Source organism: Streptomyces lavendofoliae, from assembly GCF_014649735.1.
GTDB lineage: Bacteria > Actinomycetota > Actinomycetes > Streptomycetales > Streptomycetaceae > Streptomyces > Streptomyces lavendofoliae.
The window spans coordinates 331644-356700 of record NZ_BMTP01000001.1; the positions used below are offsets into that span (position 1 = coordinate 331644).

The following is a 25057-nucleotide window of genomic DNA, read 5'->3' on the forward strand; positions in this document are numbered from 1 at the left end:
GGCGGTTCCCGGCGGCGTCCTACAGGCCGGGGATGCGGCCGTTGCGGAACAGGTCGACGAAGATCTGGTGGTCCGCGCGCGCCCGGGCGCCGTAGCCGTGCGCGAAGTCCACCAGCAGTTCCCCGAAGCCCTCCTCGTCGGCGGCGATCGCCGCGTCGATGGCGCGCTCGGTGGAGAACGGCACCAGGGAGTGCCCGCTCTCGTCGTCGGCCGCCGCGTGCATGGTGGCCGCCGCCCGGCCGAGGTCGGCGACCGTCGCGGCGATCTCCGCCGGGTCGTCGATGTCCGCCCAGTCGAGGTCCACCGCGTACGGCGACACCTCCGCCACCAGCTGCCCCGCGCCGTCGAGCTCCGTCCAGCCCAGCCACGGGTCGGCGTGCGCCTGGAGCGCCCGCTGCGAGATCACCGTGCGGTGCCCCTCGTGCTGGAAGTACTCCCGCACCGCCCGGTCGGTCACATGGCGTGACACCGCCGGGGTCTGCGCCTGCTTCATGTAGATCACCACATCGTTCTCCAGGGCGTCGCTGGTGCCCTCGAGGAGGATGTTGTACGAGGGCAGCCCGGCCGACCCGATGCCGATGCCGCGCCGCCCCACGACGTCCTTGACGCGGTACGAGTCGGGCCGAGCCAGGCTCGACTCGGGCAGCGTCTCCAGGTACCCGTCGAAGGCCGCCAGGACCTTGTAGCGGGTCGCCGCGTCGAGCTCGATCGCCCCGCCGCCGGCCGTGAACCGGCGCTCGAAGTCCCGGATCTCCGTCATCGACTCCAGCAGCCCGAACCGGGTGAGCGAGCGGGCGACGCGCAGGGCGTCCAGCAGCGGGCCGTCGGCCGTGTCCAGGGTGAACGGCGGGACCTCGTCGTTCTTGGCGCCGGTCGCCAGGGCGCGGATCCGCTCCCGGTAGGCGGCGGCGCAGATCCGCACCAGCTCGGTGATCTGCCCGTCGCTGAGCGCCTTGGCGTAGCCGATCAGCGCCAGGGACGCCGACAGCCGCTTCAGGTCCCAGGTGAAGGGCCCGACGTACGCCTCGTCGAAGTCGTTGACGTTGAAGACCAGCCGTCCGTTGGCGTCCATGTACGTGCCGAAGTTCTCGGCGTGCAGGTCGCCGTGGATCCACACCCGGGCGGTCCGCTCGTCCAGGTACGGTCCGCCGTGCTGCTCCTGGTCGAGGTCGGCGTAGAACAGGGAGGCCGCGCCCCGGTAGAAGGCGAAGGCCGAGCCGGCCATCTTCCGGAACTTGACGCGGAAGGCGGCCGGGTCGGCGGCCAGGAGCGCGCCGAAGGCGGTGCCGAAGACGGAGAGGATCTGCTCACCGCGTTCCTCGGCGGTGAGCTGCGGGACCGACATCGCGGGGTGCCTCCAGGTGCTGGCGTACGGGGATGCGCGCCTGAGTGCGCGCATGACAAAAGGGACAGGCCCTCCGTCCCCCTCCAACGCGTGACCGTACTCCCGAGTGCCCGGTCGTTGTCAGTGGGGCCACGTAGACTTCCGAGCTGTCCCCCACCCCCGACCGCCGGAGGCAGCAACCGTGTCGAAGCCGCCGTTCACGCACCTTCACGTGCACACCCAGTACTCGCTGCTGGACGGTGCCGCGCGGCTCAAGGACATGTTCAACGCCTGCAACGAGATGGGCATGACGCACATCGCCATGTCCGACCACGGCAACCTCCACGGGGCGTACGACTTCTTCCACACGGCGAGGAAGGCCGGGGTCACCCCGATCATCGGGATCGAGGCGTACGTCGCCCCCGAGTCGCGGCGCAACAAGCGCAAGATCCAGTGGGGCCAGCCGCACCAGAAGCGGGACGACGTCTCCGGCTCGGGTGGCTACACCCACAAGACGATCTGGGCGGCGAACGCCACCGGTCTGCACAACCTCTTCCGGCTCTCCTCCGACGCGTACAAGGAGGGCTGGCTGCAGAAGTGGCCGCGCATGGACAAGGAGACCATCGCCCAGTGGTCGGAGGGGCTCATCGCCTCCACCGGCTGCCCCTCGGGCGAGCTCCAGACCCGGCTGCGCCTCGGCCAGTTCGACGAGGCCCTGAAGTCGGCCTCCGAGTACCAGGACATCTTCGGCAAGGACCGTTACTTCCTGGAGCTGATGGACCACGGCATCGAGATCGAGCGCCGGGTGCGCGACGGGCTGCTGGAGATCGGCAAGAAGCTGGGCATCCCGCCCCTGGTCACCAACGACTCGCACTACACGTACGCGCACGAGGCCTCCGCCCACGACGCGCTGCTGTGCATCCAGACCGGCAAGAACCTCTCCGACCCCGACCGCTTCAAGTTCGACGGCACCGGCTACTACCTCAAGTCCACGGACGAGATGTACGCCATCGACTCCTCGGACGCCTGGCAGGAGGGCTGCGCCAACACGCTCCTGGTCGCCGAGCAGGTCGATATCTCCGGCATGTTCGAGAAGCGCGACCTCATGCCGAAGTTCGACATCCCCGAGGGTCACACCGAGGTCAGCTGGTTCAAGGAGGAAGTCCGGCGCGGCATGCACCGCCGCTTCCCCGACGGCATCCCCGACGACCGCCAGCGGCAGGTCGAGTACGAGATGGACGTCATCATCCAGATGGGGTTCCCGGGGTACTTCCTCGTCGTCGCCGACTTCATCATGTGGGCCAAGAACCAGGGCATCGCGGTGGGCCCCGGCCGTGGCTCGGCGGCCGGCTCGATCGTGGCGTACGCGCTGGGCATCACCGACCTCGACCCCATCCCGCACGGTCTGATCTTCGAGCGCTTCCTCAACCCCGAGCGCGTCTCCATGCCCGATGTCGACATCGACTTCGACGAGCGCAGGCGCGTCGAGGTGATCAGGTACGTGACCGAGAAGTACGGCGAGGACAAGGTCGCCATGATCGGCACGTACGGCACGATCAAGGCCAAGAACGCGATCAAGGACTCCGCGCGCGTGCTGGGCTACCCGTACGCGATGGGCGACCGCATCACCAAGGCCATGCCCGCCGACGTCCTCGGCAAGGGCATCCCGCTCTCCGGCATCACCGACCCGTCCCACCCCCGGTACTCCGAGGCGGGCGAGGTCCGCGGGATGTACGAGAACGAGCCGGACGTGAAGAAGGTCATCGACACCGCGCGCGGCGTGGAGGGGCTGGTCCGGCAGATGGGCGTGCACGCCGCCGGCGTGATCATGTCCAGTGAGCCGATCGTCGACCACGTCCCGGTCTGGGTGAGGCACACCGACGGCGTCACCATCACGCAGTGGGACTACCCCAGCTGCGAGTCGCTCGGCCTGCTGAAGATGGACTTCCTGGGCCTGCGCAACCTGACGATCATGGACGACGCCGTCAAGATGGTGAAGGCCAACAAGGGGATCGACATCGATCTCCTGAGCCTGCCCCTCGACGACCCGACGACCTTCGAGCTGCTCCAGCGCGGCGACACTCTCGGTGTCTTCCAGTTCGACGGGGGCCCCATGCGGTCCCTGCTGCGGCTGATGAAGCCCGACAACTTCGAGGACATCTCCGCCGTCTCGGCCCTGTACCGGCCGGGTCCGATGGGCATGAACTCGCACACGAACTACGCGCTGCGCAAGAACGGCCAGCAGGAGATCACCCCGATCCACCCGGAGCTGGAGGAGCCGCTCAAGGAGGTCCTGGGCGTCACCTACGGCCTGATCGTCTACCAGGAGCAGGTCCAGAAGGCCGCCCAGATCATCGCCGGGTACTCGCTGGGCGAGGCCGACATCCTCCGCCGCGTCATGGGCAAGAAGAAGCCCGAGGAACTGGCGAAGAACTTCACCATCTTCCAGGCCGGCGCCAAGAAGAACGGCTACAGCGACGAGGCGATCAAGGCGCTGTGGGACGTGCTGGTCCCCTTCGCCGGCTACGCCTTCAACAAGGCGCACTCCGCCGCGTACGGCCTCGTGTCCTACTGGACGGCGTACCTCAAGGCGAACCACCCCGCCGAGTACATGGCGGCGCTGCTCACCTCGGTCAAGGACGACAAGGACAAGTCGGCCGTCTACCTGAACGAGTGCCGGCGCATGGGCATCAAGGTGCTCCCGCCCAACGTCAACGAGTCCGAGTCGAACTTCGCCGCCCAGGGCGACGACGTCATCCTCTTCGGCCTGTCCGCCGTGCGGAACGTCGGCACCAACGTCGTCGAGTCGATCATCCGGTGCCGCAAGGCGAAGGGGAAGTACACCTCCTTCCCCGATTTCCTCGACAAGGTCGAGGCGGTCGTCTGCAACAAGCGCACCATCGAGTCCCTCATCAAGGCCGGCGCCTTCGACGAGATGGGCCACACCCGCAAGGGACTGGTCGCCCACCACGAACCGATGATCGACAACGTGGTCGCGGTCAAGCGCAAGGAGGCCGAGGGGCAGTTCGACCTCTTCGGCGGCATGGGGGAGGAGACGAGCGACGAGCCGGGCTTCGGACTGGACGTCGAGTTCTCCGACGTCGAGTGGGAGAAGTCCTACCTCCTCGCGCAGGAGCGCGAGATGCTCGGCCTGTACGTCTCCGACCACCCGCTCTTCGGCATCGAGCACGTCCTGACGGACAAGGCCGACGCGGCGATCGCCCAGCTGACGGGCGGGGAGCACGCCGACGGCGCGGTCGTCACCATCGGCGGCATCATCTCGGGCCTCCAGCGGAAGATGACCAAGCAGGGCAACGCCTGGGCGATCGCCACCGTCGAGGACCTGGCCGGCTCCATCGAGTGCATGTTCTTCCCGGCGACCTACCAGCTGGTGTCCACCCAGCTCGTCGAGGACACCGTCGTCTTCGTCAAGGGCCGCCTCGACAAGCGGGAGGACGTGCCCCGGCTGGTCGCCATGGAGCTGATGGTGCCCGACCTGTCGTCGGCCGGCACCAACGCGCCGGTGGTGCTCACCATCCCCACGGTGAAGGTGACCCCGCCCATGATCAGCCGCCTCGGCGAGATCCTCACCCACCACAAGGGCAACACCGAGGTGCGGATCAAGCTCCAGGGACCGCGCTCCACCACCGTGCTCCGGCTCGACCGGCACCGGGTCCAGCCCGATCCCGCGCTCTTCGGCGACCTCAAGGTCCTGCTCGGCCCGTCCTGCCTGGCCGGCTGACCGCAGCCCGCCGCCGGCCGTCCACGCCCGCCACCGCCCGTCCACGCGGAAGGGGCGCGCCCGTCGTCACGGGTGCGCCCCTTCCGTCACGCGCGGGGTCCGGCGCGGCCTCAGTTGTGGCCGAACCTCTTCTGCCGGCCCTTGACGGCGACGTCCGTGGGCGTGACCTGAGAGATGCGGTGCTCGGCCTGCGCCTCCATCGACGCGCTTTTCGCCTGCTGCGCTCCGCGCTCCGCGGGCGACTGCTTCTGACCGCGGTCCGACTTCTTGTTCTTGGCCATGGTGCTGCCTCCGTGGGGTGTAGGGGCCAGGGCCGCTGCCAGACTCACATACGCACATACTGTGCGCATTTTGGATCATCGCGGACGGTAGTCGGCCGCCATGTCGGCCGCCATCACGGGGGCTCGGCGTGATCCGCCACGCCGATGATCCAGTTCCGGCCGTTAACCCCGCGGCAGTCGGGCAGACTCGAAGGAAATCCGAAGCAACTTCCGATCCCGAGGTTCCCGAAAGAGGGTGGAACACGTGGACCGCTGCGTCGTTCTGGTGGACGCCGGCTACCTGCTGGGAGCCGCCGCCAGCCTTCTCGCCGGAGAACCGGCCCGCTCCCGGATCACCGTCGACCACTCCGCCCTCATCCAAGGCCTCCGCGAACGCGCCGAGGCCGACACCCAGCAGCCCCTGCTGCGGATCTACTGGTTCGACGGCGCCCCCGACCGCGTACCCCAGCCGGAGCACCGCAGGCTGCGCGTCATGCCCCGTGTCACCGTCCGGCTGGGCGCCCTGACGCGCAGCGACGGGCGCTGGGCCCAGAAGGGCGTCGACGCGGCGATGCACGCCGAGCTCACCGAGCTGGCCCGCAACCGGGCCTGCTCCGACATCGTGCTCGTCACCGGCGACGGGGACCTGCTGCCCGGGCTGATGTCCGCCAAGGAACACGGGGTCGCCGTCCACCTGTGGGCCGTCCAGGCCGCCGACGGGGATTACAACCAGTCCGAGGACCTGGTCGCCGAGGCCGACGAGCGCCGGGTGCTCGACCGCACGTGGATCACCCGGGCCGTCCGCGCCAAGGAGCTCAGCGGCCCCTGCTCGCCGGCGCCGGCGCCGCGCCCCGAGATCGCCGCCATCCTCTCCGCCCCGCTGCCGGAGTCGGCGCTGGCCGCCTCCGCCGAGCGCGCCGCCGAAGCGGCAGCGGCCGCCGCCTCCGCCGCGGTCAACGGCACGGCGCCGTCCGTCGGCGGTGCGGCGCCGTCCGTCAACGGCACGGCGCCGACCGTCAACGGGACGCCCCTCAACGGCCGGACCGTCCACGCCGCGCCCCGCGAGGGCGGCGCGGACGGCGCCGACGCGACCGGCGCGCCGTCCCCGGGGGGCGGCCCCAAGGGCGGCGGCGTCCCCACCCCCAAGGACCTGGCCGCCCTGCACGCCCCCGGCCACCAGGCCGCCGCCGGCCCGGCGGGCGCCACCCCGCCGGCGAACGCCACGCTGCGCTGGTCCTCCGACCGGGGCTGGGTCGACCGCCCCGGCGGCACGGTCGGCGAACCGCCCGAGACCGCGTCGCTGCCCACCCTCGCCCAGCTGACCAGCGCCGAGCAGCGCTGGGCCGACCGCGAGGAGGACATCACCACGGTCGGCGGCGACCCCTTCGAGGTGGGCCAGGTCTTCGCGCGGCGCTGGATGGAGCGGCTGCCCGACCCCGCCCACGTACAGAAGCTCTCGACCATGTACCCGCGCATCCCGCACCGCATCGACGGCGAACTGCTGCGTTACGCGGCCCGGTTCGGCCTGCTCGCCCACAAGGACGACCAGATCGACGAGCACGACCGGTACGCGATCCGGGCCGGGTTCTGGCGCGAGATCGACGTACGGGCGGCGGCCGAGCACGCCCCCGTGGGCGAATAGGGCACGGCGACCCTTTAGGCTCATCCCTCGTGAGTACGGTGTGCGTGGTGCGGGAGCTGGTCAAGACGTACCCCGCCACGCGCGGCGGGCGCGGGCGGCCCGCCACACCCGAGGTGCGCGCCACCGACGGGGTGTCCCTGGACGTGCGCGGCGGGGAGATCTTCGGCCTGCTCGGTCCCAACGGCGCGGGCAAGTCCACCCTCGTCCGGCAGCTGACGGGCCTGATGCGCCCCGACGCGGGCACCGTCCGGATGCTCGGCCACGACCTCGTACGCCACCCCGAGCGCGCCGCGCGGCTGATCGGCTACCTCGGGCAGGAGTCCACCGCCCTCGACGAGCTGACCGTCGCGCTCGCCGCCGAGACCACCGGGCGGCTGCGCGGCCTCACGACCCGGGACGCCCGGGCCGAGCGGGACGCCGTCCTGGAGGAGCTGGGGCTCACCGGCCTCGCCGGGCGGCCCCTGAAGAAGCTGTCCGGGGGCCAGCGGCGGCTCGCCTGTTTCGCGACCGCGCTGGTCGGGGAGCGGCCCGTGCTGATCCTCGACGAGCCGACCACCGGCATGGACCCCGTCGCCCGGCGCTCCGTGTGGGCCGCCGTCGACCGCAGGCGGGCCCGGCACGGTACGACCGTGCTGCTTGTCACCCACAACGTCATCGAGGCCGAGACCGTGCTGGACCGGGTCGCCGTGCTGGAGCGCGGGCGGGTGATCGCCTGCGACACCCCGGCGGGACTGAAGGAACGGGTGGCCGGGGAGGTGCGGGTGGAGCTGGTGTGGCGCGAGCGGGCTCCGCTGGAGGTGCCCGAGGTGGCGGCGCTGCGAGGGTCGGCCCAGGAGTCGGGGCGCACCTGGGTGCTGCGCCTGGCGCCGGACGAGGCGCGGGCGGCGGTCGCGGCGGTGACCGGCGGAGCCGCGTTCGCCGCGCTCGACGACTTCACGCTGGCGACGCCGAGCCTGGAGGACGTGTACCTCGCCCTCGGCGGCGAGACGAAGGGCCTGGTCAAGGCATGAACAGGAGCATCCGTTGAGCATCATGCCCGCACAGGCCGTGGCCTCGGGCGCGGTCCGGGCCGCGCAGGCCGACGACCCCGCCGCGCTCGACGCCGCGCCGCTCGCACCGCGCGCCCGGCTGCTGCCGGCGCTCGCCGCGGTGTACCGGGCCCAGCTGTCGCGCGCCCGGGTGGCCCGCATCCCGCTGCTGTTCGTGGCGACCTTCCAGTCGGTCGGGATCATGGTCCTGATGCGCGGGGTCGTGGACGGGGGCGCGGAGGCGCGGGCCGTGGTGGCCGGGTCCTCGGTGCTGGTGGTCGCCTTCGTGGCGCTGAACCTGCTCGCGCAGTACTTCGGGCAGCTGCGGGCGAGCGGCGGGCTGGACCACTACGCCACGCTGCCGGTGCCGCCCGCCGCGGTGGTGCTCGGCGCGGCCGGGGCGTACGCCTCCTTCACCGTGCCGGGTACGGTCGCGACGGCCGTGGCCGGCTCGGTGCTCTTCCAGCTGCCGATGACCCACCTGTGGATCCTGGCGGCGGTCGTCCCGCTGGCGGGCGCCGCCCTCGCCGGGCTCGGCGCGGCGCTCGGCCTGCTCGCCCCGCGCCAGGAGCTGGCCACCCTGCTGGGCCAGCTCGGTATGTCGGCCGCCCTGCTGCTGGGCGTGCTGCCCGCCGACCGGCTGCCGGAGCCCGTGGGGTGGGCGCGGGACCTGCTGCCCTCGACGTACGGGGTGGAAGCGCTCGCCCGCACCTTCGACGCCAGGCCGGACTGGGCGGCGGTGGCGCTGGACCTCGCGGTGTGCGCGGCGGTCGGTGTCGTGTCGCTGGCCGTCGCGACGTGGGCGTACCGGCGGGCGGCGGTCCGCTGACCCGGCCGTGGCGGTCCGCTCGGGCGGCGGTCCGGTGGTCCGGCGATGTGGTGATCCGGTGAGGCACCGCGGGGACGCGCCTGGCACGATGGCAGGGTGACCGCACCGCTGACTCCGCCGCACCGGCCGTCCCCGCACGACTCCGCATGGCCGCCGCCGTACTCCGCCGTCCCGAAGGGCGCGGACGGCGCGGACGGTACGGACGGCACGCCGGACGTGGCCACGGAGGTGCGCCAGGGCATCGTGGTGCTGCTGGCGGTGACCCTGGCGGGGGTCGCCCTCGGGCTGCTGTGGCTGTGGCTGGCGCCGCGCATCCCGCTGATCTCGGACGGCAAGGCCGTGTTCCTCAAGGACACCGAAGGCGAGAACGCGGTCGGCGCCGACGGAACGTTCACCCTGCTGGCGCTCGGCCTCGGGGTGCTCAGCGCCGCGGTCGTCTTCTGGTTCCACCGGCACGGCGGCATCGCGATCGTGGTCGGCCTCGCCGCGGGCGGACTCCTCGGCTCGCTCCTCGGCTGGGGCCTGGGCACCCTGCTCGGCCCGGCGCACGACGTGGCGGAGCACGCCCGGGCGGTCGGTGCGGGCGTCACGTTCCACGCTCCGCTGGAGCTGAAGGCGCACGGGGCGGTCCTGGCGTGGCCGGTGGCCGCGATGCTCGCCCATCTGGCGCTCACCGCCCTGTTCGGCCCCCGCGACCCGGAACCCGACTGGGACGACACCCTGTTGTCCCCGCCGCCCCCGCACGACGCCCGCCCCTGACGGCGGGGCGCCCCGCGGGTACCACGCGCGCGGGACCGGGCCCGGGCCGGCGGGCAGGCTCGCCCCGGGGGCTCAGACGCGGCCGATCGGCGCCAGCACCGCGTCGGTGAGGGCCGCCAGGTCGGCCGGGGCCAGCTCGACCTCCAGGCCCCGGCGCCCCGCCGAGACGCAGATGGTGGCGTGCTCCGAGGCGGAGGCGTCCAGCACCGTACGCAGCCGCTTGCGCTGCCCCAGCGGGGAGATGCCGCCCCGGACGTACCCCGTCGTGCGCTCCGCCGCCGCCGGGTCGGCCATCGCCGCCCGCTTGCCGCCCACCGCCGCCGCGAGCGCCTTCAGGTCCAGCTGGCCGGCGACGGGGACGACCGCGACGGTCAGGTCGCCGTCGACGTCCGCGACCAGGGTCTTGAAGACCCGGCCGGGGGAGACACCGAGCGCCTCCGCCGCCTCCTCGCCGTACGAGGGGGAGGCGGGGTCGTGCTCGTAGGCGTGCAGGGTGAAGGGCGTGCCGGCGGCAGTGAGGGCCACCGTCGCCGGGGTGCCGCCCGCTTGCTTCCTGGACTTCTTGGCCACGTCGGTCCCTCGCGTCAGTTGGGGCTCGTCGGCGCCCGGGTCAGGTCCACCGCCGGCAGCGACGGCAGGTGCCGCAGCACGGCGGTCTCCGCCCGCAGCAGGTGCAGTTCCTCGCGCAGCCGCGTCGCCGTGTCGGGCGCCTGGAGGAGCCGCTGCTTGGCCGGGGTGTCGAGCACCGCCGCCGCGGCCACCAGGTACGAGACGACGGAGGGCTCGTCGGGCAGTTCCTGACTCGTCGCCAAGGACCGCTCCCGGGCCCCGGCCAGCCGCTTCTGGTAGGAGCGGAACGCCCGCAGGACTCCTTCGGCGAGCGCCCCCGCCCCGTCGCCGCGCTCCTCCTCCAGCTCCTCCAGCTCCGCCGTCAGGAACGGACCGGTCGCGTCGACCGACAGCAGCTTCACCCGGGTGGTGCCGGTGGCCAGCACCTCGAAGCTGCCGTCCTCCCGCTCGCGGATCGTCGCCGCGTCGGCGACGCAGCCGACCCGGTGGAACGCCTGGATGGGGTCCGGTCCGAAGCCCGCTGCGGGTCCCTTCTCTGGCAGCGCCGTCGGGTCGGGCAGCCCGGGCGCGGTGGGCGCGACCTCGCGCCCGTCGCGGATCGCCACGACGGCGAAGCGGCGCGGCTCCGACTCGTCGGTCTTGAGGAGCTCGCGCATCATGGCGCGATAACGCTCCTCGAAGACGTTCAGGGGCAGCACGAGGCCCGGGAACAGCACCGCGTTCAGCGGAAAGAGTGGCAGGCGAGCGGTGGTCACAGCGGTCAAGCGTAATGGCCGCCCGGACGGCCGCGTCCGGCCCGTCCGCGCACCGGGACGACGGAGGCCGCCGCGAGGCGCACGCCGTCGCGCGCGTCGAGGAACCGGCCCAGCGGGTCCTCGCTCACCGACGACCACGGGAAGGACGTCGCGTACGGGCCGATCAGCCGGAACTGGTCCAGTGCCGCCGCCCACCGCTCCCGGCCCGTCAGCACGTACGCCAGGACGTTGCGCACCTCGGCCGGCCATGGATCGGCGACCGGGTACCGCCCGGACAGCTCGATCGCGAGGTCCGCCGCCGCGTCGATCCGCTCCTCCCGTACGGAGGCGGTGTCACCCGCCGTCAGCCGGGTGAACGCGGCCCGCACCGGCAGTGCCCTGATCAGCGACCCGGGCAGCGCGTCGGCGGCGGCCTGCTCGGCGAAGTCGAAGCACTCGCGGTGCGCTCCGCGCCGCTGCGCCGACAGGTACTTGAGCGCGGCCACATGGCACCCGTAGTGGTGCGCGGAGCGGCGCACGGCCTGTTCCCACAGCGTCTCGAAGGCGCTGTGCGTGGCGTCCGTACCGCGCGCGTGGTCCAGCGCCAGGCGCCATGGCACCGGGTCGCGCGGCGCCGCCCCGGCCGCCGCGTCGATCAGCGGCCCGAGTTCCAGGAGCCGCTCGGCCCGCGCCGGGGACTCCCACGCCCTGCGGACCGCCACCTCCGCCCCGACCAGCAGGGCGTCCGGGTCCTGGGGCGTGGCCGCCAGCCAGTCCGTCAGCCACTCGTCCCGGCCGCGCGCGAAGGCGGCCAGCCGTGTGACGTACCGGTCGCGGCTCTCCCACTCGGCGGCGCCGCGTGTGGCGGCGAGCAGCTTGGCGGCCGGTTCGTGGTCCCCGAGGGCGGCGGCGACCAGCGCCGGGGCGAGCCGCTCGTCCGGCGCGTCGAGCAGCACCGCGTGGTCCGGCGGCAACCCGTCCGCGAGGTGCGGCGCGTGCCGGACCCCGCGGGCGGTGCTGAGCAGGGCGCGGAGCAAAGACATGGTGCGGACCATTGAAAACCGCAGGTCGGAGCCGCGCCAGGGGCCCTGCTGTGAAGCTTTGGTAGGGGCGGAATGGTTGCACGGACGAATGCCAAGAGAACGTAAAGAAAGCGGTGTACGGATGTGTCAGCTGCGCCGCAGGAGACGTGAGGCACCGGCTGCGACGGTAGTGGCGAGGATCCACCCGAGCAGGATGAGGACGGTCGACGCCCACTGCCAGGTCCCTCCCAGCCGCCAATAGCCGTCCTGGCCGAGATTGATCACCGGCAGCAACAGGTCCAGCGCGTAGAGGGCCGCGTTCCAGTTCGGGTGCTCACCCGGTTTGATCGCCGGCGGATCGCACCGGGAGAAGGCGAACGTCCCGGCCGCCCACAGCACCGCCATCCACAGCGCCGCCCGGCCCGGCCGGTACCCGTACGCCACCGTCCAGTCCTGGAGGTAGCCCCACATCTTCGCCGCCAGCGGGAGCGTCTCGCGCCTGCGGCGCTGCTTGGCCAGCAGCACCTCCCGCGCGTCGGCGTCCTCGCCGCTGTTGCGCAGCACCGTCGCCAGCCGCTCGTACGGCTCGGGGGCGAACTCCGGGGTCGCCGCGGCCACCCACTCCAGCCGGCGGGCCAGCGGGAAGTGGCCGTACGGCACGAGGTTCTCGTAGACGAAACCGCCCATCGCCAGTCCGCCGGGGCCCGGCCAGCTGGTCGACAGGTCGATCAGCGTCACCACCTTGGCGCCGTTGAGCACCACCCGCCCCTCCTCCGGGCGCTCGCCGTTGAACCGCAGCTCAGGGGTGACGATCCGGCGCAGCGACAGCTCCTCGCGCCGCTCCGAGGACAGCAGGAAACGCGCGTGGTGGAAGTCCACCGCGTCCCCGAACCGGCCGTCGTCCAGCCGCACCCCGCCCCGGCACTCGAAGGGCTGGACGCGGGTGCCGCGCATGGGCGTGTTGAAGTTGGCGAGGCCGCCGGGCGGCGTGGCACCCGTCGCGTTCCCCGTCCGGTCGCTGACCCAGGCGTAGGTCATGTACAGGGTCCGCTCCACGGTCAGCTGCGGCGCGTTCAGCGCCCGCCGGCCCTCCGCGCCGCGCAGCCGGCTGCCGCGCAGGCTCAGCGAGACACCGACCTTCGCGCCGCGCAGCGACAGCTCCCCGTGCGTCTCGATCAGCTCCGCCGTGAGGTCCTGGGCCACCGACATCCCGTCGGCCACGATCGCCCGGCCCCGCCGGTCGGGTCCCACGTTGATCTGGCTGATCAGCAGGTCCGTGCCGATCTGGGCATCGGTCAGCCGCATGCCGCGGTCCACCCGGCAGCGCGGGAGGTGCAGATCGCCCTCGGTGTGCAGCCGCGCCGCCTCCAGCCGCGGTATCGCGCACTTGACCATGCGCAGCGTGGTGAACCGCGACTCCGGCAGCACCACCTCGTTCTCGAACCGGCAGCCGTGCAGTTCCACGTACGGGCCGATCGTGCCGCCCGCCAGGTCGAGCGTCCCGGTGATGTGCACCCCGCGCAGCTTCAGCGCCGACACCCGCCCGGTTAGCGCGGGCGGCCCGTCCAGCAGCAGCAGCGCCACCTTGTCGGCCCGCACGCTCCGCTCGGGCGGCCACACGCGCGGCGAGAACGGGTCGTCCAGCACCGCGTTGCCGGTGCTGAGGTCGTACGTGGCGCCGATCCGGAACGCCTGCCACATCCCCACCTCGGACGGGGTGAGGTCGGCGGGCACATCGTCGTCGTGCGGCTCGGTCACTGCCGCCCCCTCCGCTTCCCCTGATTCGTACGGTTGTTCTTCCCTCTGTGTGACGGACCGAACGCTAACGGTCAGGTGTGACAACAAGACGCCACTGCGGCGTGTATCAGCCAGTGATACGGGCGCTCGGTCGCGCGACGCCGTCTGCGAGAATTGACCTGTGATCTCACGAATCGATCTGCGCGGCGACGCCCTCCCGGAGGGTGGCGCTCTGCGCGACCTGCTGCCCCGTGCCGAGTTCGACGTGGAAGCCGCCCTGGAGAAGGTGCGGCCGATCTGCGAGGCCGTGCATCATCGGGGAGACGCGGCGCTGATCGACTACGCGGAGAAGTTCGACGGGGTCGTCCTGGACCGGGTGCGGGTTCCGGCCGCCGCGCTCACGCGCGCGCTGGAGGAACTCGACCCGGCCGTCCGCGCCGCCCTGGAGGAGTCGATCCGGCGCGCCCGGATCGTCCACCGCGCGCAGCGCCGCGCGGAGCACACCACCCAGGTGGTGCCCGGCGGCACGGTCACCGAGAAGTGGGTCCCCGTCCAGCGCGTCGGTCTGTACGCGCCCGGCGGCCGCTCCGTCTACCCCTCATCCGTGATCATGAACGCGGTACCGGCGCAGGAGGCGGGCGTCGAGTCGATCGCCCTCGCCTCCCCGCCGCAGAAGGAGCACGGCGGCCTCCCGCACCCCACCATCCTCGCCGCCTGCGCCCTGCTGGGCGTCGACGAGGTGTACGCGGCCGGAGGCGCCCAGGCCGTCGCGATGTTCGCGTACGGCACCGAGTCCTGCGCGCCCGCCGACATGGTCACCGGCCCCGGCAACATCTGGGTCGCCGCAGCCAAGCGGTACTTCACCGGCCGGATCGGCATCGACACCGAGGCCGGCCCGACCGAGATCGCCGTCCTCGCCGACGACACCGCCGACCCGGCGCACGTCGCCGCCGACCTGATCAGCCAGGCCGAGCACGACCCGCTCGCCGCCGCCGTCCTGGTCACCCACTCCACCGACCTCGCCGAGGCCGTGGAGAAGGAACTGGAGCCGCAGGTCGCCGCCACCCGGCACGTCGACGACCGGATCGTGCCCGCCCTGCGCGGCAGGCAGTCGGCGATCGTGCTGGTCGACGGTCTGGAGGAGGGCCTGCGCGTCGTCGACGCCTACGGCGCCGAGCACCTGGAGATCCAGACCGCCGACGCGGCGGCCGTCGCCCGGCGCGTCCGCAACGCCGGCGCGATCTTCGTCGGACCGTGGGCGCCGGTCTCGCTCGGCGACTACTGCGCCGGGTCCAACCACGTCCTGCCCACCGGCGGCTGCGCCTGCCACTCCTCGGGCCTGTCCGTGCAGTCGTTCCTGCGCGGCATCCACATCGTGGACTACACGCGCGACGCGCTCGCCGAGGTGGCCCACCACGTGGTGACCCTCGCGGAGGCGGAGGACCTGCCGGCGCACGGCGCGGCGATCAAGGCGAGGTTCGGCTGGAAGGTGCCCGGCCAGTGAGCGTGAACATCGGCATCGACGACCTGCCCATCCGCGACGAGCTGCGCGGCAAGTCCCCGTACGGCGCCCCGCAGCTCGACGTCCCCGTACGCCTCAACACCAACGAGAACCCGTACCCGCTGCCCGAGCCGCTCGTCGAGCGGATCGCCGAGCGCGTCCGGGAGGCGGCCCGCACGCTCAACCGCTACCCCGACCGGGACGCCGTCGAGCTCCGTACGGAACTGGCCGCCTACCTCACCCGCACCACCGGCCACCAGGTCGGCACCGCCAACGTCTGGGCCGCCAACGGCTCCAACGAGGTCATCCAGCAACTGCTCCAGACCTTCGCCGGACCGGGCCGCCTCGCGATCGGCTTCGAGCCCTCGTACTCGATGCACGGCCTGATCGCGCGCGGGACCGGGACGGGCTGGATCTCCGGGCCGCGCAACGACGACTTCACCATCGACGTCGCCGCCGCGACGGCCGCCATCGCCGCGCACCGCCCCGACGTCGTCTTCATCACCTCGCCCAACAACCCCACGGGCACCGCCGTCGAGGCGGAGACCGTGCTGGCGCTGTACGAGGCCGCGCAGGCGGCCAAGCCGTCCCTGGTGGTGGTCGACGAGGCGTACGTGGAATTCAGCCACCGCCCCTCGCTGTTGTCCCTCATCGAGGGACGCCCCCACCTGGTGGTCTCCCGCACCATGTCCAAGGCGTTCGGCGCGGCCGGCCTGCGTCTGGGTTACCTGGCGGCCCACCCGGCCGTGGTCGACGCCGTCCAGCTGGTGCGGCTGCCCTACCACCTGTCGGCCGTCACCCAGGCCACCGCGCTCGCGGCCCTGGAGCACACCGATACGCTGCTGGGGTACGTCGAACAGCTGAAGACCGAGCGGGACCGGCTGGTCACCGAGCTGCGCGCCCTCGGCTACGAGGTCACCGAATCCGACGCCAACTTCGTACAATTCGGACGGTTCACCGGTGAGGGAGCCGCGCACGCGGTGTGGCGGAAGATCCTCGACCGGGGCGTCCTGGTCCGTGACAACGGAGTACCGGGCTGGCTGAGGGTCACCGCCGGCACACCGCGAGAGAACGACGCGTTCCTGGATGCGGTTCGCGCACTGAAGAAGGAGCAGACATGAGCCGCGTAGGACGGGTCGAGCGCACCACCAAGGAGACGTCCGTCGTCGTCGAGATAGACCTGGACGGCACCGGAAAGGTCGACGTGTCGACCGGCGTCGGCTTCTACGACCACATGCTGGACCAGCTCGGCCGCCACGGACTGTTCGACCTCACCGTCAAGACCGACGGCGACCTGCACATCGACTCGCACCACACCATCGAGGACACCGCCCTCGCCCTCGGCGCCGCCTTCAAGCAGGCGCTCGGCGACAAGGTCGGCATCTACCGGTTCGGCAACTGCACCGTGCCGCTGGACGAGTCCCTCGCCCAGGTCACCGTCGACCTCTCCGGCCGCCCCTACCTGGTGCACAGCGAGCCCGAGAACATGGCGCCGATGATCGGCTCCTACGACACGACGATGACCCGGCACATCCTGGAGTCCTTCGTCGCCCAGGCGCAGATCGCGCTGCACGTCCACGTGCCGTACGGGCGCAACGCCCACCACATCGTGGAGTGCCAGTTCAAGGCCCTCGCCCGCGCCCTGCGCTACGCCTCGGAGCGCGACCCGCGCGCGGCCGGGATCCTGCCCTCCACGAAGGGCGCGCTGTGACCGGTCTCTCGACCATCCTGATCGTCGTCGGCCTCTTCCTCGCGGGAGGCGTGTACTCCTTCAGCAAGCAGCGGATGCCCCGGGGCGTCGTCGTCCTCCTGGCCATCGCCTCCCTGATGTGCCTGGTGGCGGGCGTTCTGCGGATCCAGGGGATCTGGGAATGAGCGCAATGAACTCCAAGAAGGTCGTCGTCCTCGACTACGGGTTCGGCAACGTCCGCTCCGCCGAGCGGGCCCTCGCCCACGTCGGAGCCGACGTCGAGATCACCCGCGACTACGACAGGGCCATGAACGCCGACGGGCTCCTCGTCCCCGGTGTCGGCGCCTTCTCCGCCTGCATGACCGGGCTCAAGGAAGCCCGCGGCGACTGGATCGTCGAGCGCCGCCTCGCCGGAGGACGGCCCGTCATGGGCATCTGCGTCGGCATGCAGATCCTCTTCGGACGCGGCATCGAGCACGGCGTGGAGACCGAGGGCCTGGACGAGTGGCCCGGCACGGTCGGCCCCCTGAAGGCCCCCGTCGTCCCCCACATGGGCTGGAACACCGTCGAGGCCCCCCAGGACAGCGAACTGTTCGCCGGCCTGGACGCCGACGCCCGGTTCTACTTCGTGCACTCCTACGCCGTGCACGACTGGACCCTGGAGATCGCCAACCCCGCCATGCGCGCGCCCCGGGTCAGCTGGTCCACGCACGGCGAGCGGTTCGTGGCGGCCGTCGAGAACGGCGCGCTGTGGGCGACCCAGTTCCACCCCGAGAAGTCCGGGGACACCGGCGCCCAGCTGCTGACCAACTGGCTCAGCACCTTCTGAACCGCCTCCGCCCGACCGCCCCAGCTCCCGACCCGCCCCCCCGACCCGCCAAAAGGATCTAGGACCCGCTGAGATGAGCAAGCTCGAACTCCTTCCCGCCGTCGACGTCCGGGACGGCCAGGCCGTCCGGCTCGTCCATGGCGAGTCCGGCACGGAGACCTCCTACGGATCTCCGCTGGAGGCCGCCCTCGCGTGGCAGCGCGCGGGCGCCGAGTGGCTGCATCTGGTGGACCTCGACGCCGCCTTCGGCACCGGCGACAACCGGGAGCTGATCGCCGAGGTCGCGAAGGCCATGGACATCAAGGTGGAGCTGTCCGGCGGCATCCGCGACGACGCGTCGCTCGCCGCCGCGCTCGCCACCGGCTGCACCCGCGTGAACCTGGGCACCGCGGCCCTGGAGACCCCCGAGTGGGTCGCCAAGGTCATCGCCGAGCAGGGCGACAGGATCGCGGTCGGCCTGGACGTACGCGGCACGACGCTGCGGGGCCGCGGCTGGACCCGCGACGGCGGCGACCTCTACGAGACGCTGGCCCGCCTCGACTCCGAGGGCTGCGCCCGGTACGTGGTCACCGACATCGCCAAGGACGGCACCCTCCAGGGCCCCAACCTGGAGCTGCTGCGCACCGTCTGCGCGGCCACCGACAAGCCGGTCGTCGCCTCCGGGGGCGTCTCGTCCCTGGACGACCTGCGCGCCCTGTCGGAGCTCGTCCCGCTGGGCGTCGAGGGCGCCATCGTCGGCAAGGCGCTGTACGCCAAGGCGTTCACCCTGGAGGAAGCGCTCGCGGCGGTGGCCGGATGACCGACTCCGTACGCCGCGTGGCGACCGGCGCGCCGTGGGAGGACGAGTTCGGTTACTCCCGCGCCGTCGAACTCCCCAACGGCCTGGTGCTGGTCTCCGGCTGCACGTCGATCGTTGACGGCGAGATCGCCGGCGGCGGGCCGTACGACCAGACGGTCAACTCCTTCAAGGTGGCCTTCGCCGCGCTGGCGCGGCTCGGTCTCGGCCCGGCCGACGTCGTGCGCACCCGCATGTACCTCACCCACGCCCGGGATGTGGAGGAGGTCGGCCGCGCCCACAAGGAGCTGTTCGACACCGTCCGCCCCGCCGCTTCGATGCTCATCGTCTCCGGCTTCGTCGACCCCAGCCTGGTCGTCGAGGTCGAGGTCGAGGCGTACCGGGCCGACACCACCCGAGGAGGTACCGCCTCATGACCCTCGCGGTACGCGTCATCCCCTGCCTGGACGTGGACGCCGGCCGGGTCGTCAAGGGCGTCAACTTCCAGAACCTCCGTGACGCCGGCGACCCCGTCGAGATGGCCAAGCTGTACGACGCCGAGGGCGCCGACGAGCTGACCTTCCTCGACATCACCGCCTCGTCCGGCAACCGGGAGACCACCTACGACGTGGTGCGCCGCACCGCCGAGCAGGTCTTCATCCCGCTGACCGTCGGCGGCGGCGTACGCAGCGCCGACGACGTCGACAAGCTGCTGCGCGCCGGCGCGGACAAGGTGGGCGTCAACACGGCGGCCATCGCCCGGCCCGAGCTGATCCAGGAGATCGCCGAGCGGTTCGGCCGCCAGGTGCTGGTGCTGTCGGTGGACGCGCGGCGGACACCGGAGGGCGCCTTCGAGGTCACCACGCACGGCGGGCGCCGCGGCACGGGCATCGACGCCGTCGAGTGGGCCCACCGCGCCGCCGAGCTGGGCGCGGGCGAGATCCTGCTCAACTCGATGGACGCGGACGGCACCAAGGACGGCTACGACACCGAGATGATCGCCGCCGTCCGCGCGCACGTGACGGTGCCGGTGATCGCCTCCGGTGGCGCCGGCACGCTCGCCCACTTCCCGCCCGCGATCGACGCGGGCGCCGACGCGGTGCTGGCCGCGTCCGTCTTCCACTTCGGGGACCTGCGGATCTCCGAGGTGAAGGCCACCCTGCGCGAGGCGGGCCACCCGGTCCGCTAGCGCTCCGGGGTCTCCGCCGAGCGGCCGGGCGAGCCGGACGAGGCCGCCCACGGCGTCGTCCGGCACCGCCGCCGCCCACCGGCCCGTGCCCGGTGGGCGGCCGGGCGAACCGCGCACCGGGCCCGCCCGGACCACCTGACCGGATCAGCCGGCCCGGACCGCGGACCGGATCCGCTCGCCGGTCAGATCCCCAGCTGCTTCGTCCCGTGCAGCCGCTCCACGGCGTCCTTGTCGCCCTCCACCTCGACGTCCGCCGCGTCCTGCCGGCCGAAGACGAACATCGTCAGCTCGCCCGGCTCGCCCGTCACCGTCACCACCGGCGTACCCCGGTGCGCGACCGTCGTCTGGCCGTTGGGGCGGCGCAGCACCAGACCCACCGGCACCTTGCGGCACAGCATGCGCGCCGCCTTCTCCAGGCGCACCCACAGGGCCTCCGCGAAGACCGGGTCCAGCTCGCGGGCCGTCCACTCCCGCTGGGCCCGGCGGACGTCCTCGGCGTGCACGTAGAACTCGACGGTGTTGGCGCCCTCGTCCACCTGCTTGATGGCGTACGGGGACATCCGCGGCGGGCCCGTCCGGATCAGTTGGATCAGCTCGTCGTACGGCTTCGACGCGTACTCCGCCTGCACCTGCTCCAGGCGCCCCCGCAGGGCCCCCAGCAGTATCCCGGCGGCCGCGTCCGGGCGGCGCTCGCGCACCACCACGTGGGCCGCCAGATCGCGGGTCTTCCACCCCTCGCACAGGGTCAGGGCATCGGGGCCCGCCGCCTCCAAAAGGTCGGCGAGCAGGAGCCGTTCACGCTTGGCATGGGTCGACATGGGGGCCAGGGTACGGCCGCGGGGCGCGGTCCGCCCAGTGGACGCACCACCGGAAGGACTCCGCCGTCACGGCACAATGGCCACATGACCAGCAACCTTGACCCGGCCATCGCCGCCCGTCTCAAGCGCAGCCCCGACGGGCTGGTCCCGGCCATCGCCCAGCAGTACGACACCGGCGAGGTGCTCATGCTGGGCTGGATGGACGACGAGGCCCTGCACCGCACCCTCACCACCGGCCGCTGCACCTACTGGTCCCGCAGCCGCCAGGAGTACTGGGTCAAGGGCGACACCTCCGGTCATGTGCAGCACGTCAGGTCCGTCGCCCTCGACTGCGACGCCGACACCGTCCTGGTCAAGGTCGACCAGGTCGGGGCCGCCTGCCACACCGGCGCCCGGACCTGCTTCGACGCCGACGTCCTGCCGCTCGGAACGCCCGGAAAGTAGGGTCGGACGCCATGGACCTCGAGACCTTCCGCAAGCTGGCGGTCGACCGCCGCGTCATCCCCGTCAGCCGCCGCCTCCTCGCGGACGGCGACACCCCGGTCGGCCTCTACCGCAAGCTCGCGGCCGAGCGCCCCGGCACCTTCCTCCTGGAGTCCGCCGAGAACGGCCGCTCCTGGTCCCGGTACTCCTTCATCGGCGTACGCAGCTCCGCGACGCTGACCGCCCGCGACGGCCGGGCCCACTGGCTCGGCGCCCCGCCCGTCGGGGTCCCCGTCGACGGCGACCCGCTGAAGGCGCTGCGCGCCACGGTGGAGGCCCTGCACACCCCGCGCGACCTCGCCGCGGGGATGCCCCCCTTCACCGGCGGGATGGTCGGCTACCTCGGCTACGACATCGTCCGCCGCCTGGAGCGCATCGCCGACCACGGCGCCGACGACCTGGAGCTGCCCGAGCTGACGATGCTGCTCACCTCCGACCTCGCCGTCCTCGACCACTGGGACGGCACGGTGATGCTCATCGCCAACGCGATCAACCACAACGACCTCGACACGGGCGTCGACGAGGCGTACGCGGACGCCGTCGCCCGCCTCGACGCCATGGCCGCCGACCTCGCCGAGCCGCTGCGCACCGGACCCGCCGCCCTCCCGCCCTCCGAGCTGCCGCCGTACACCGCCCTGTGGGGCGGCGCGGCCTACCAGGAGGCCGTGGACGACATCAAGGAGCGCATCCGGGCCGGCGAGGCATTCCAGGTGGTGCCCTCCCAGCGGTTCGAGACCCCCTGCACGGCGAGCGCCCTGGACGTCTACCGCGTCCTGCGGGCGACCAACCCGTCGCCGTACATGTACCTCTTCCGCTTCGACGGCTTCGACGTCGTGGGCTCCAGCCCCGAAGCCCTCGTCAAGGTCGAGGACGGGCACGCGATGGTGCACCCGATCGCGGGCACCCGCCCGCGCGGGGCCACGCCGCAGGAGGACCAGGCCCTCGCCGACGAGCTCATCGCCGACCCCAAGGAGCGGGCCGAGCACCTGATGCTCGTCGACCTCGGCCGCAACGACCTCGGCCGGGTCTGCGAACCCGGTTCCGTCGAGGTCGTCGACTTCATGTCGATCGAGCGGTACTCGCACGTCATGCACATCGTCTCGACCGTCACCGGCCGCGTCGCCGAGGGCCGTACCGCCTTCGACGTCCTCACCGCGTGCTTCCCCGCCGGGACGCTGTCCGGCGCGCCCAAGCCGCGCGCCATGCAGATCATCGAGGACCTGGAGCCCACCAGGCGCGGCCTGTACGGCGGCTGCGTCGGCTACCTGGACTTCGCGGGCGACTCCGACACCGCCATCGCCATCCGCACCGCGCTCCTGCGCGACGGCACGGCGTACGTCCAGGCGGGCGCCGGCGTCGTCGCCGACTCCGACCCGGTCGCCGAGGACACCGAGTGCCGCAACAAGGCGGCCGCCGTCCTGCGCGCCGTGCACACCGCCAACCGGATGAAGGGCGCATGACGGCATAAGGGATAGTGGAGGCGTGACTGCCGCATCCGTACCCCAGCCCCGTGCCACCGGCGCGGACCAGTCGGCGGCCGCTTCGGGCGGCCGCCGCAGCCTCGCCGCCGCCCTGCTCCTCGGCGCCGTGGGCGCGGCCGTCGTACTGCTCGCCTCCGGCCAGACCTGGGCGGAGGGCACCGTCGCCGTCGGCGGCGGCACCGTACCGCTCGACGCGGCGGGCGGGGACGTCACCGGCGTGCCGACCGCCCTCGCCATCGTGGGCCTGGCGGCCCTCGTCGCCGTCTTCGCCGTACGCCGCGCGGGCCGGTTCGTCGTGTCGCTGCTGCTCACCCTGAGCGGCGCGGGCGCGGCCGTCGCCGCGTACCTGGGAGCCTCCGACCGCTCCGCGCTGGACGAGAAGGCCGCCTCCACCACCGGGGACGCCGCCGCCCGGATAGGCGCCCTCACGCACACCGTCTGGCCGTACGCGACGGCCGCCGCCGCGCTGCTGATCCTCGCCGCCGGGCTGCTGGCCCTGCGCTACGGCCCCTCCTGGCCCGCCATGTCCGGGCGGTACGAGCGCGACGCGGGCCCCCGCCCGGCCCGGAGCCGTCGCACGGCCGCCCCCGCCGACCCCGACCGGCCCGAGGACCTGTGGAAGGCCCTGGACCGCGGTGAGGACCCGACCGACCCGCGAGGGTGACCCCCAGATCACTTCGTACGCGCGCGTGCGGGACAATGTCGCCTGAGCGTCCGCACCCGGCGGGGCCCTAAGAGAGCAACATCAACGAGGAGCAATTCATGGCCAGCGACCATGGACACACCCCGGCCGCCTGGACCGGTGTCATCATCTCCTTCATCGGCTTCTGCGTCGCCGGTGCCTTCATGGTGGCGAACAACCCGTTCGGCTTCTGGGCCGGCATCGCCGTCATCCTGCTCGGCGGTGTCGTCGGAGGCGCGATGAAGCTCGCCGGCCTCGGACAGAAGCCGTCGCCGGAGCTCGACCGGGCCCGTGAAGAGGCCGCCCGCAAGGACCACACCCCCGAGACCGGCCGCGCGGACGTCCACGCCTGAGCCGTCCGGGCGCATCCCGGCACGAGGCGCGGTCCGGCACCAGCCGGGCTGCGCCTTCTCGCGTCACCGGGGACAATCACCCGGTGGACCCCAACCCGTCGCCGCCCGCCCCCACCCAGCCGACCGTCCCGGCCACCCCGTCCGGCCCCGCCCGGCCGAGCCCGCCAGCCGCGCCGTCCGCCGGCGCCGCGGCTCCGGTGCCCCCGGATCCGGCGCCCGCCCCGGCCGCCCTCCCGCTGCCGTACGGGACGCCGCCCTGGGCGTACAAGTCGGTGCCGCGCTCCCTCCCGCGGCGGCTCGCGCCGCCGCTCGGCATCCTCGCCGGGGTCGCGGCGGCCTTCGCGTACGTGGGGACGATCGACCCCAACGAGCCCGGTCACTACCCCGTCTGCCCGCTGTTCCGCCTCACCGGGCTCCTCTGCCCCGGCTGCGGCGGCCTGCGCAGCGCCCACGCGTTCATCCACGGGGACCTGCCCACCGCCCTGGGCGCGAACGCGGTCGCCGTCGCCGGGTACGCGGTCTTCGCCGTCGCGATGGTGTTCTGGCTGGTCGGGGCGGTGCGCGGGCGGCCCGCACGGATCACCCTCCGGCCCGTGTGGTGGTGGTCGGCCGGTGTGGTGCTGGCGCTCTTCTCCATCGTCCGGAACCTGCCGTTCGGTTCGGCACTCGCCCCGTGAAACCGCAGCTCACAGCGGTGCGGTCGGCCGGATGAGGACTCCGGGCCCCGGTACGGATACCATCGAGGTGACTGATCCTGCTCCAACATCACCGTCCTGGAAGGGGGCCTCTCGCGTGAGTGTGCTCGACGAGATCATCGACGGCGTTCGCGCCGACCTCGCAGAGCGACAGGCGCGGGTCTCCCTCGACGAGCTCAAGGAGCGGGCGGCCAAGGCTCCGCAGGCCAAGGACGGTGCCGCCGCGCTGCGCGGTGACGGCGTCAAGGTCATCTGCGAGGTGAAGCGCTCCAGCCCCTCCAAGGGCGCGCTCGCCGCGATCGCCGATCCCGCGGGGCTCGCCGCGGACTACGAAGCGGGCGGCGCCGCCGTCATCTCCGTACTGACCGAGCAGCGGCGCTTCGGCGGCTCCCTCGCCGACCTCGAAGCCGTACGGGCCAAGGTCGACATCCCGGTCCTGCGCAAGGACTTCATCGTCACGGCCTACCAGCTCTGGGAGGCCAGGGCCTACGGCGCCGACCTCGCCCTGCTGATCGTCGCCGCCCTGGAGCAGCCCGCCCTGGAGTCGCTGATCGAGCGGGCCGAGTCCATCGGCCTCACCCCGCTGGTCGAGGTGCACGACGAGGACGAGGTCGAGCGGGCCGTCGACGCGGGCGCCCGCGTCATCGGCGTCAACGCGCGCAACCTGAAGACCCTGAAGGTGGACCGCTCCACCTTCGAGCGGGTCGGCCCCGAGATCCCCTCCGGCATCGTCAAGGTCGCCGAGTCCGGCATCCGCGGCCCGCACGACCTGATCGCCTACGCCAACGCGGGCGCGGACGCCGTGCTCGTCGGCGAGTCCCTGGTCACCGGTCGCGACCCCAGGTCCGCGGTGGCCGACCTGGTCGCCGCCGGCGCCCACCCGGCCCTCCGGCACGGACGGGGCTGACCCCTCC

At 72.7% G+C, this 25057-nt stretch carries 26 protein-coding genes; 19 read left to right on the forward strand and 7 right to left on the reverse strand.

The features are described 5' to 3' along the window. Positions 1-19 precede the first annotated feature (19 nt). Positions 20-1345 (reverse strand): DUF2252 domain-containing protein, encoded by a 1326-nt coding sequence (locus tag IE109_RS01530; RefSeq protein WP_229890433.1) that lies wholly within the window; start codon positions 1343-1345, stop codon positions 20-22. Between the two features lie 181 nt (positions 1346-1526). Here IE109_RS01530 and dnaE point away from each other — a divergent pair, with 181 nt between their 5' ends. After that, the gene (dnaE, locus tag IE109_RS01535) at positions 1527-5066 is read left to right on the forward strand and encodes a DNA polymerase III subunit alpha (RefSeq protein WP_189548563.1); all 3540 of its coding nucleotides are present in this window, start codon (positions 1527-1529) and stop codon (positions 5064-5066) included. Positions 5067-5176: 110 nt separating this feature from the next. Here dnaE and IE109_RS01540 read toward each other — a convergent pair whose 3' ends face one another. Further along, positions 5177-5347: a hypothetical protein gene (locus IE109_RS01540; RefSeq protein WP_189548564.1), complete on the reverse strand. Its 171-nt coding sequence runs from the start codon at positions 5345-5347 to the stop codon at positions 5177-5179. A 235-nt stretch (positions 5348-5582) separates the two neighbouring features. On the opposite strand from IE109_RS01540, the gene IE109_RS01545 reads away from it, so the two are divergent. From IE109_RS01545 to IE109_RS01560, 4 genes are all read left to right on the forward strand, one after another. Continuing rightward, positions 5583-6968 carry an NYN domain-containing protein gene (locus IE109_RS01545; protein WP_189548565.1) on the forward strand — a complete coding sequence of 462 codons (1386 nt, stop codon included), beginning with the start codon at positions 5583-5585 and terminating at the stop codon, positions 6966-6968. 38 nt (positions 6969-7006) lie between these two features. Continuing rightward, positions 7007-7978, forward strand: a complete 972-nt coding sequence (locus IE109_RS01550; RefSeq protein ID WP_189548830.1) for an ABC transporter ATP-binding protein — start codon at positions 7007-7009, stop codon at positions 7976-7978. 22 nt (positions 7979-8000) lie between these two features. Beyond that, complete coding sequence (locus IE109_RS01555) at positions 8001-8825, forward strand: ABC transporter permease (RefSeq protein WP_373297616.1); 825 nt, start codon at positions 8001-8003, stop codon at positions 8823-8825. 96 nt (positions 8826-8921) lie between these two features. After that, positions 8922-9584 carry a DUF2567 domain-containing protein gene (locus tag IE109_RS01560; RefSeq protein WP_189548567.1) on the forward strand — a complete coding sequence of 221 codons (663 nt, stop codon included), beginning with the start codon at positions 8922-8924 and terminating at the stop codon, positions 9582-9584. Positions 9585-9656: 72 nt separating this feature from the next. Here the strand turns inward: IE109_RS01560 and ybaK are convergent, their stop codons facing one another. From ybaK to IE109_RS01580, 4 genes are all read right to left on the reverse strand, one after another. Then, complete coding sequence (gene ybaK / locus IE109_RS01565) at positions 9657-10154, reverse strand: Cys-tRNA(Pro) deacylase (protein ID WP_189548568.1); 498 nt, start codon at positions 10152-10154, stop codon at positions 9657-9659. A gap of 14 nt (positions 10155-10168) precedes the next feature. Then, positions 10169-10909: an LON peptidase substrate-binding domain-containing protein gene (locus tag IE109_RS01570; protein ID WP_189548569.1), complete on the reverse strand. Its 741-nt coding sequence runs from the start codon at positions 10907-10909 to the stop codon at positions 10169-10171. A gap of 5 nt (positions 10910-10914) precedes the next feature. Next, complete coding sequence (locus tag IE109_RS01575; RefSeq protein ID WP_189548570.1) at positions 10915-11943, reverse strand: hypothetical protein; 1029 nt, start codon at positions 11941-11943, stop codon at positions 10915-10917. Between the two features lie 114 nt (positions 11944-12057). Further along, positions 12058-13668, reverse strand: a complete 1611-nt coding sequence (locus IE109_RS01580; RefSeq protein ID WP_189548571.1) for an oxidoreductase — start codon at positions 13666-13668, stop codon at positions 12058-12060. 160 nt (positions 13669-13828) lie between these two features. Between IE109_RS01580 and hisD the strand changes: the two genes are divergently transcribed. From hisD to hisF, 8 genes are all read left to right on the forward strand, one after another. After that, on the forward strand, positions 13829-15151 hold the full coding sequence (hisD, locus tag IE109_RS01585; protein WP_189548572.1) for a histidinol dehydrogenase: 1323 nt from the start codon (positions 13829-13831) through the stop codon (positions 15149-15151). Between the two features lie 2 nt (positions 15152-15153). Next, complete coding sequence (locus tag IE109_RS01590) at positions 15154-16269, forward strand: histidinol-phosphate transaminase (RefSeq protein WP_189548831.1); 1116 nt, start codon at positions 15154-15156, stop codon at positions 16267-16269. Then, complete coding sequence (gene hisB / locus IE109_RS01595) at positions 16266-16859, forward strand: imidazoleglycerol-phosphate dehydratase HisB (RefSeq protein ID WP_189548573.1); 594 nt, start codon at positions 16266-16268, stop codon at positions 16857-16859. Before IE109_RS01590 ends, hisB begins: the two co-directional genes overlap by 4 nt. Beyond that, a complete protein-coding gene (locus IE109_RS01600) occupies positions 16856-17023 on the forward strand; it encodes a CG2302 family histidine operon protein (RefSeq protein ID WP_189548574.1) in 168 nt (55 codons plus the stop codon). The genes hisB and IE109_RS01600 overlap by 4 nt, the downstream gene beginning before the upstream one ends. Beyond that, on the forward strand, positions 17020-17667 hold the full coding sequence (hisH, locus tag IE109_RS01605; RefSeq protein WP_189548575.1) for an imidazole glycerol phosphate synthase subunit HisH: 648 nt from the start codon (positions 17020-17022) through the stop codon (positions 17665-17667). Before IE109_RS01600 ends, hisH begins: the two co-directional genes overlap by 4 nt. Positions 17668-17740: 73 nt before the next feature. Further along, positions 17741-18466 (forward strand): bifunctional 1-(5-phosphoribosyl)-5-((5-phosphoribosylamino)methylideneamino)imidazole-4-carboxamide isomerase/phosphoribosylanthranilate isomerase PriA, encoded by a 726-nt coding sequence (gene priA, locus IE109_RS01610; RefSeq protein WP_189548576.1) that lies wholly within the window; start codon positions 17741-17743, stop codon positions 18464-18466. Continuing rightward, positions 18463-18879 (forward strand): RidA family protein, encoded by a 417-nt coding sequence (locus tag IE109_RS01615; RefSeq protein WP_189548577.1) that lies wholly within the window; start codon positions 18463-18465, stop codon positions 18877-18879. Before priA ends, IE109_RS01615 begins: the two co-directional genes overlap by 4 nt. After that, the gene (gene hisF, locus IE109_RS01620) at positions 18876-19631 is read left to right on the forward strand and encodes an imidazole glycerol phosphate synthase subunit HisF (RefSeq protein ID WP_189548578.1); all 756 of its coding nucleotides are present in this window, start codon (positions 18876-18878) and stop codon (positions 19629-19631) included. The genes IE109_RS01615 and hisF overlap by 4 nt, the downstream gene beginning before the upstream one ends. Positions 19632-19813: 182 nt before the next feature. Here the strand turns inward: hisF and IE109_RS01625 are convergent, their stop codons facing one another. Beyond that, positions 19814-20449: a TIGR03085 family metal-binding protein gene (locus IE109_RS01625; RefSeq protein ID WP_189548579.1), complete on the reverse strand. Its 636-nt coding sequence runs from the start codon at positions 20447-20449 to the stop codon at positions 19814-19816. Between the two features lie 84 nt (positions 20450-20533). On the opposite strand from IE109_RS01625, the gene hisI reads away from it, so the two are divergent. The 6 genes from hisI to trpC all read left to right on the forward strand — a co-directional run bounded on the left by hisI (position 20534) and on the right by trpC (position 25050). Then, positions 20534-20893 carry a phosphoribosyl-AMP cyclohydrolase gene (gene hisI / locus IE109_RS01630; RefSeq protein WP_189548580.1) on the forward strand — a complete coding sequence of 120 codons (360 nt, stop codon included), beginning with the start codon at positions 20534-20536 and terminating at the stop codon, positions 20891-20893. Positions 20894-20904: 11 nt separating this feature from the next. After that, complete coding sequence (locus tag IE109_RS01635; RefSeq protein ID WP_189548581.1) at positions 20905-22392, forward strand: anthranilate synthase component I; 1488 nt, start codon at positions 20905-20907, stop codon at positions 22390-22392. A 22-nt stretch (positions 22393-22414) separates the two neighbouring features. Continuing rightward, positions 22415-23077 carry a TIGR02234 family membrane protein gene (locus tag IE109_RS01640; protein ID WP_189548582.1) on the forward strand — a complete coding sequence of 221 codons (663 nt, stop codon included), beginning with the start codon at positions 22415-22417 and terminating at the stop codon, positions 23075-23077. Between the two features lie 98 nt (positions 23078-23175). Further along, positions 23176-23448 (forward strand): HGxxPAAW family protein, encoded by a 273-nt coding sequence (locus IE109_RS01645; protein WP_189548583.1) that lies wholly within the window; start codon positions 23176-23178, stop codon positions 23446-23448. A gap of 83 nt (positions 23449-23531) precedes the next feature. Beyond that, positions 23532-24125: a DUF2752 domain-containing protein gene (locus IE109_RS01650; RefSeq protein WP_189548584.1), complete on the forward strand. Its 594-nt coding sequence runs from the start codon at positions 23532-23534 to the stop codon at positions 24123-24125. A 115-nt stretch (positions 24126-24240) separates the two neighbouring features. Continuing rightward, positions 24241-25050 carry an indole-3-glycerol phosphate synthase TrpC gene (gene trpC, locus IE109_RS01655; protein WP_189548585.1) on the forward strand — a complete coding sequence of 270 codons (810 nt, stop codon included), beginning with the start codon at positions 24241-24243 and terminating at the stop codon, positions 25048-25050. The last annotated feature ends 7 nt before the right edge of the window (positions 25051-25057 follow it).

Bases quoted from the DNA above. Each gene is read 5' to 3' on its own strand.
- IE109_RS01530 (WP_229890433.1), bottom strand. From the start codon at position 1,345: ATGTCGGTCCCGCAGCTCACCGCCGAGGAACGCGGTGAGCAGATCCTC.
- IE109_RS01540 (WP_189548564.1), bottom strand. From the start codon at position 5,347: ATGGCCAAGAACAAGAAGTCGGACCGCGGTCAGAAGCAGTCGCCCGCG.
- IE109_RS01555 (WP_373297616.1), top strand. From the start codon at position 8,001: ATGCCCGCACAGGCCGTGGCCTCGGGCGCGGTCCGGGCCGCGCAGGCC.
- IE109_RS01575 (WP_189548570.1), bottom strand. From the start codon at position 11,943: ATGGTCCGCACCATGTCTTTGCTCCGCGCCCTGCTCAGCACCGCCCGC.
- hisB (WP_189548573.1), top strand. From the start codon at position 16,266: ATGAGCCGCGTAGGACGGGTCGAGCGCACCACCAAGGAGACGTCCGTC.
- hisH (WP_189548575.1), top strand. From the start codon at position 17,020: ATGAGCGCAATGAACTCCAAGAAGGTCGTCGTCCTCGACTACGGGTTC.
- priA (WP_189548576.1), top strand. From the start codon at position 17,741: ATGAGCAAGCTCGAACTCCTTCCCGCCGTCGACGTCCGGGACGGCCAG.
- IE109_RS01615 (WP_189548577.1), top strand. From the start codon at position 18,463: ATGACCGACTCCGTACGCCGCGTGGCGACCGGCGCGCCGTGGGAGGAC.
- hisF (WP_189548578.1), top strand. From the start codon at position 18,876: ATGACCCTCGCGGTACGCGTCATCCCCTGCCTGGACGTGGACGCCGGC.
- IE109_RS01625 (WP_189548579.1), bottom strand. From the start codon at position 20,449: ATGTCGACCCATGCCAAGCGTGAACGGCTCCTGCTCGCCGACCTTTTG.
- hisI (WP_189548580.1), top strand. From the start codon at position 20,534: ATGACCAGCAACCTTGACCCGGCCATCGCCGCCCGTCTCAAGCGCAGC.
- IE109_RS01635 (WP_189548581.1), top strand. From the start codon at position 20,905: ATGGACCTCGAGACCTTCCGCAAGCTGGCGGTCGACCGCCGCGTCATC.
- IE109_RS01645 (WP_189548583.1), top strand. From the start codon at position 23,176: ATGGCCAGCGACCATGGACACACCCCGGCCGCCTGGACCGGTGTCATC.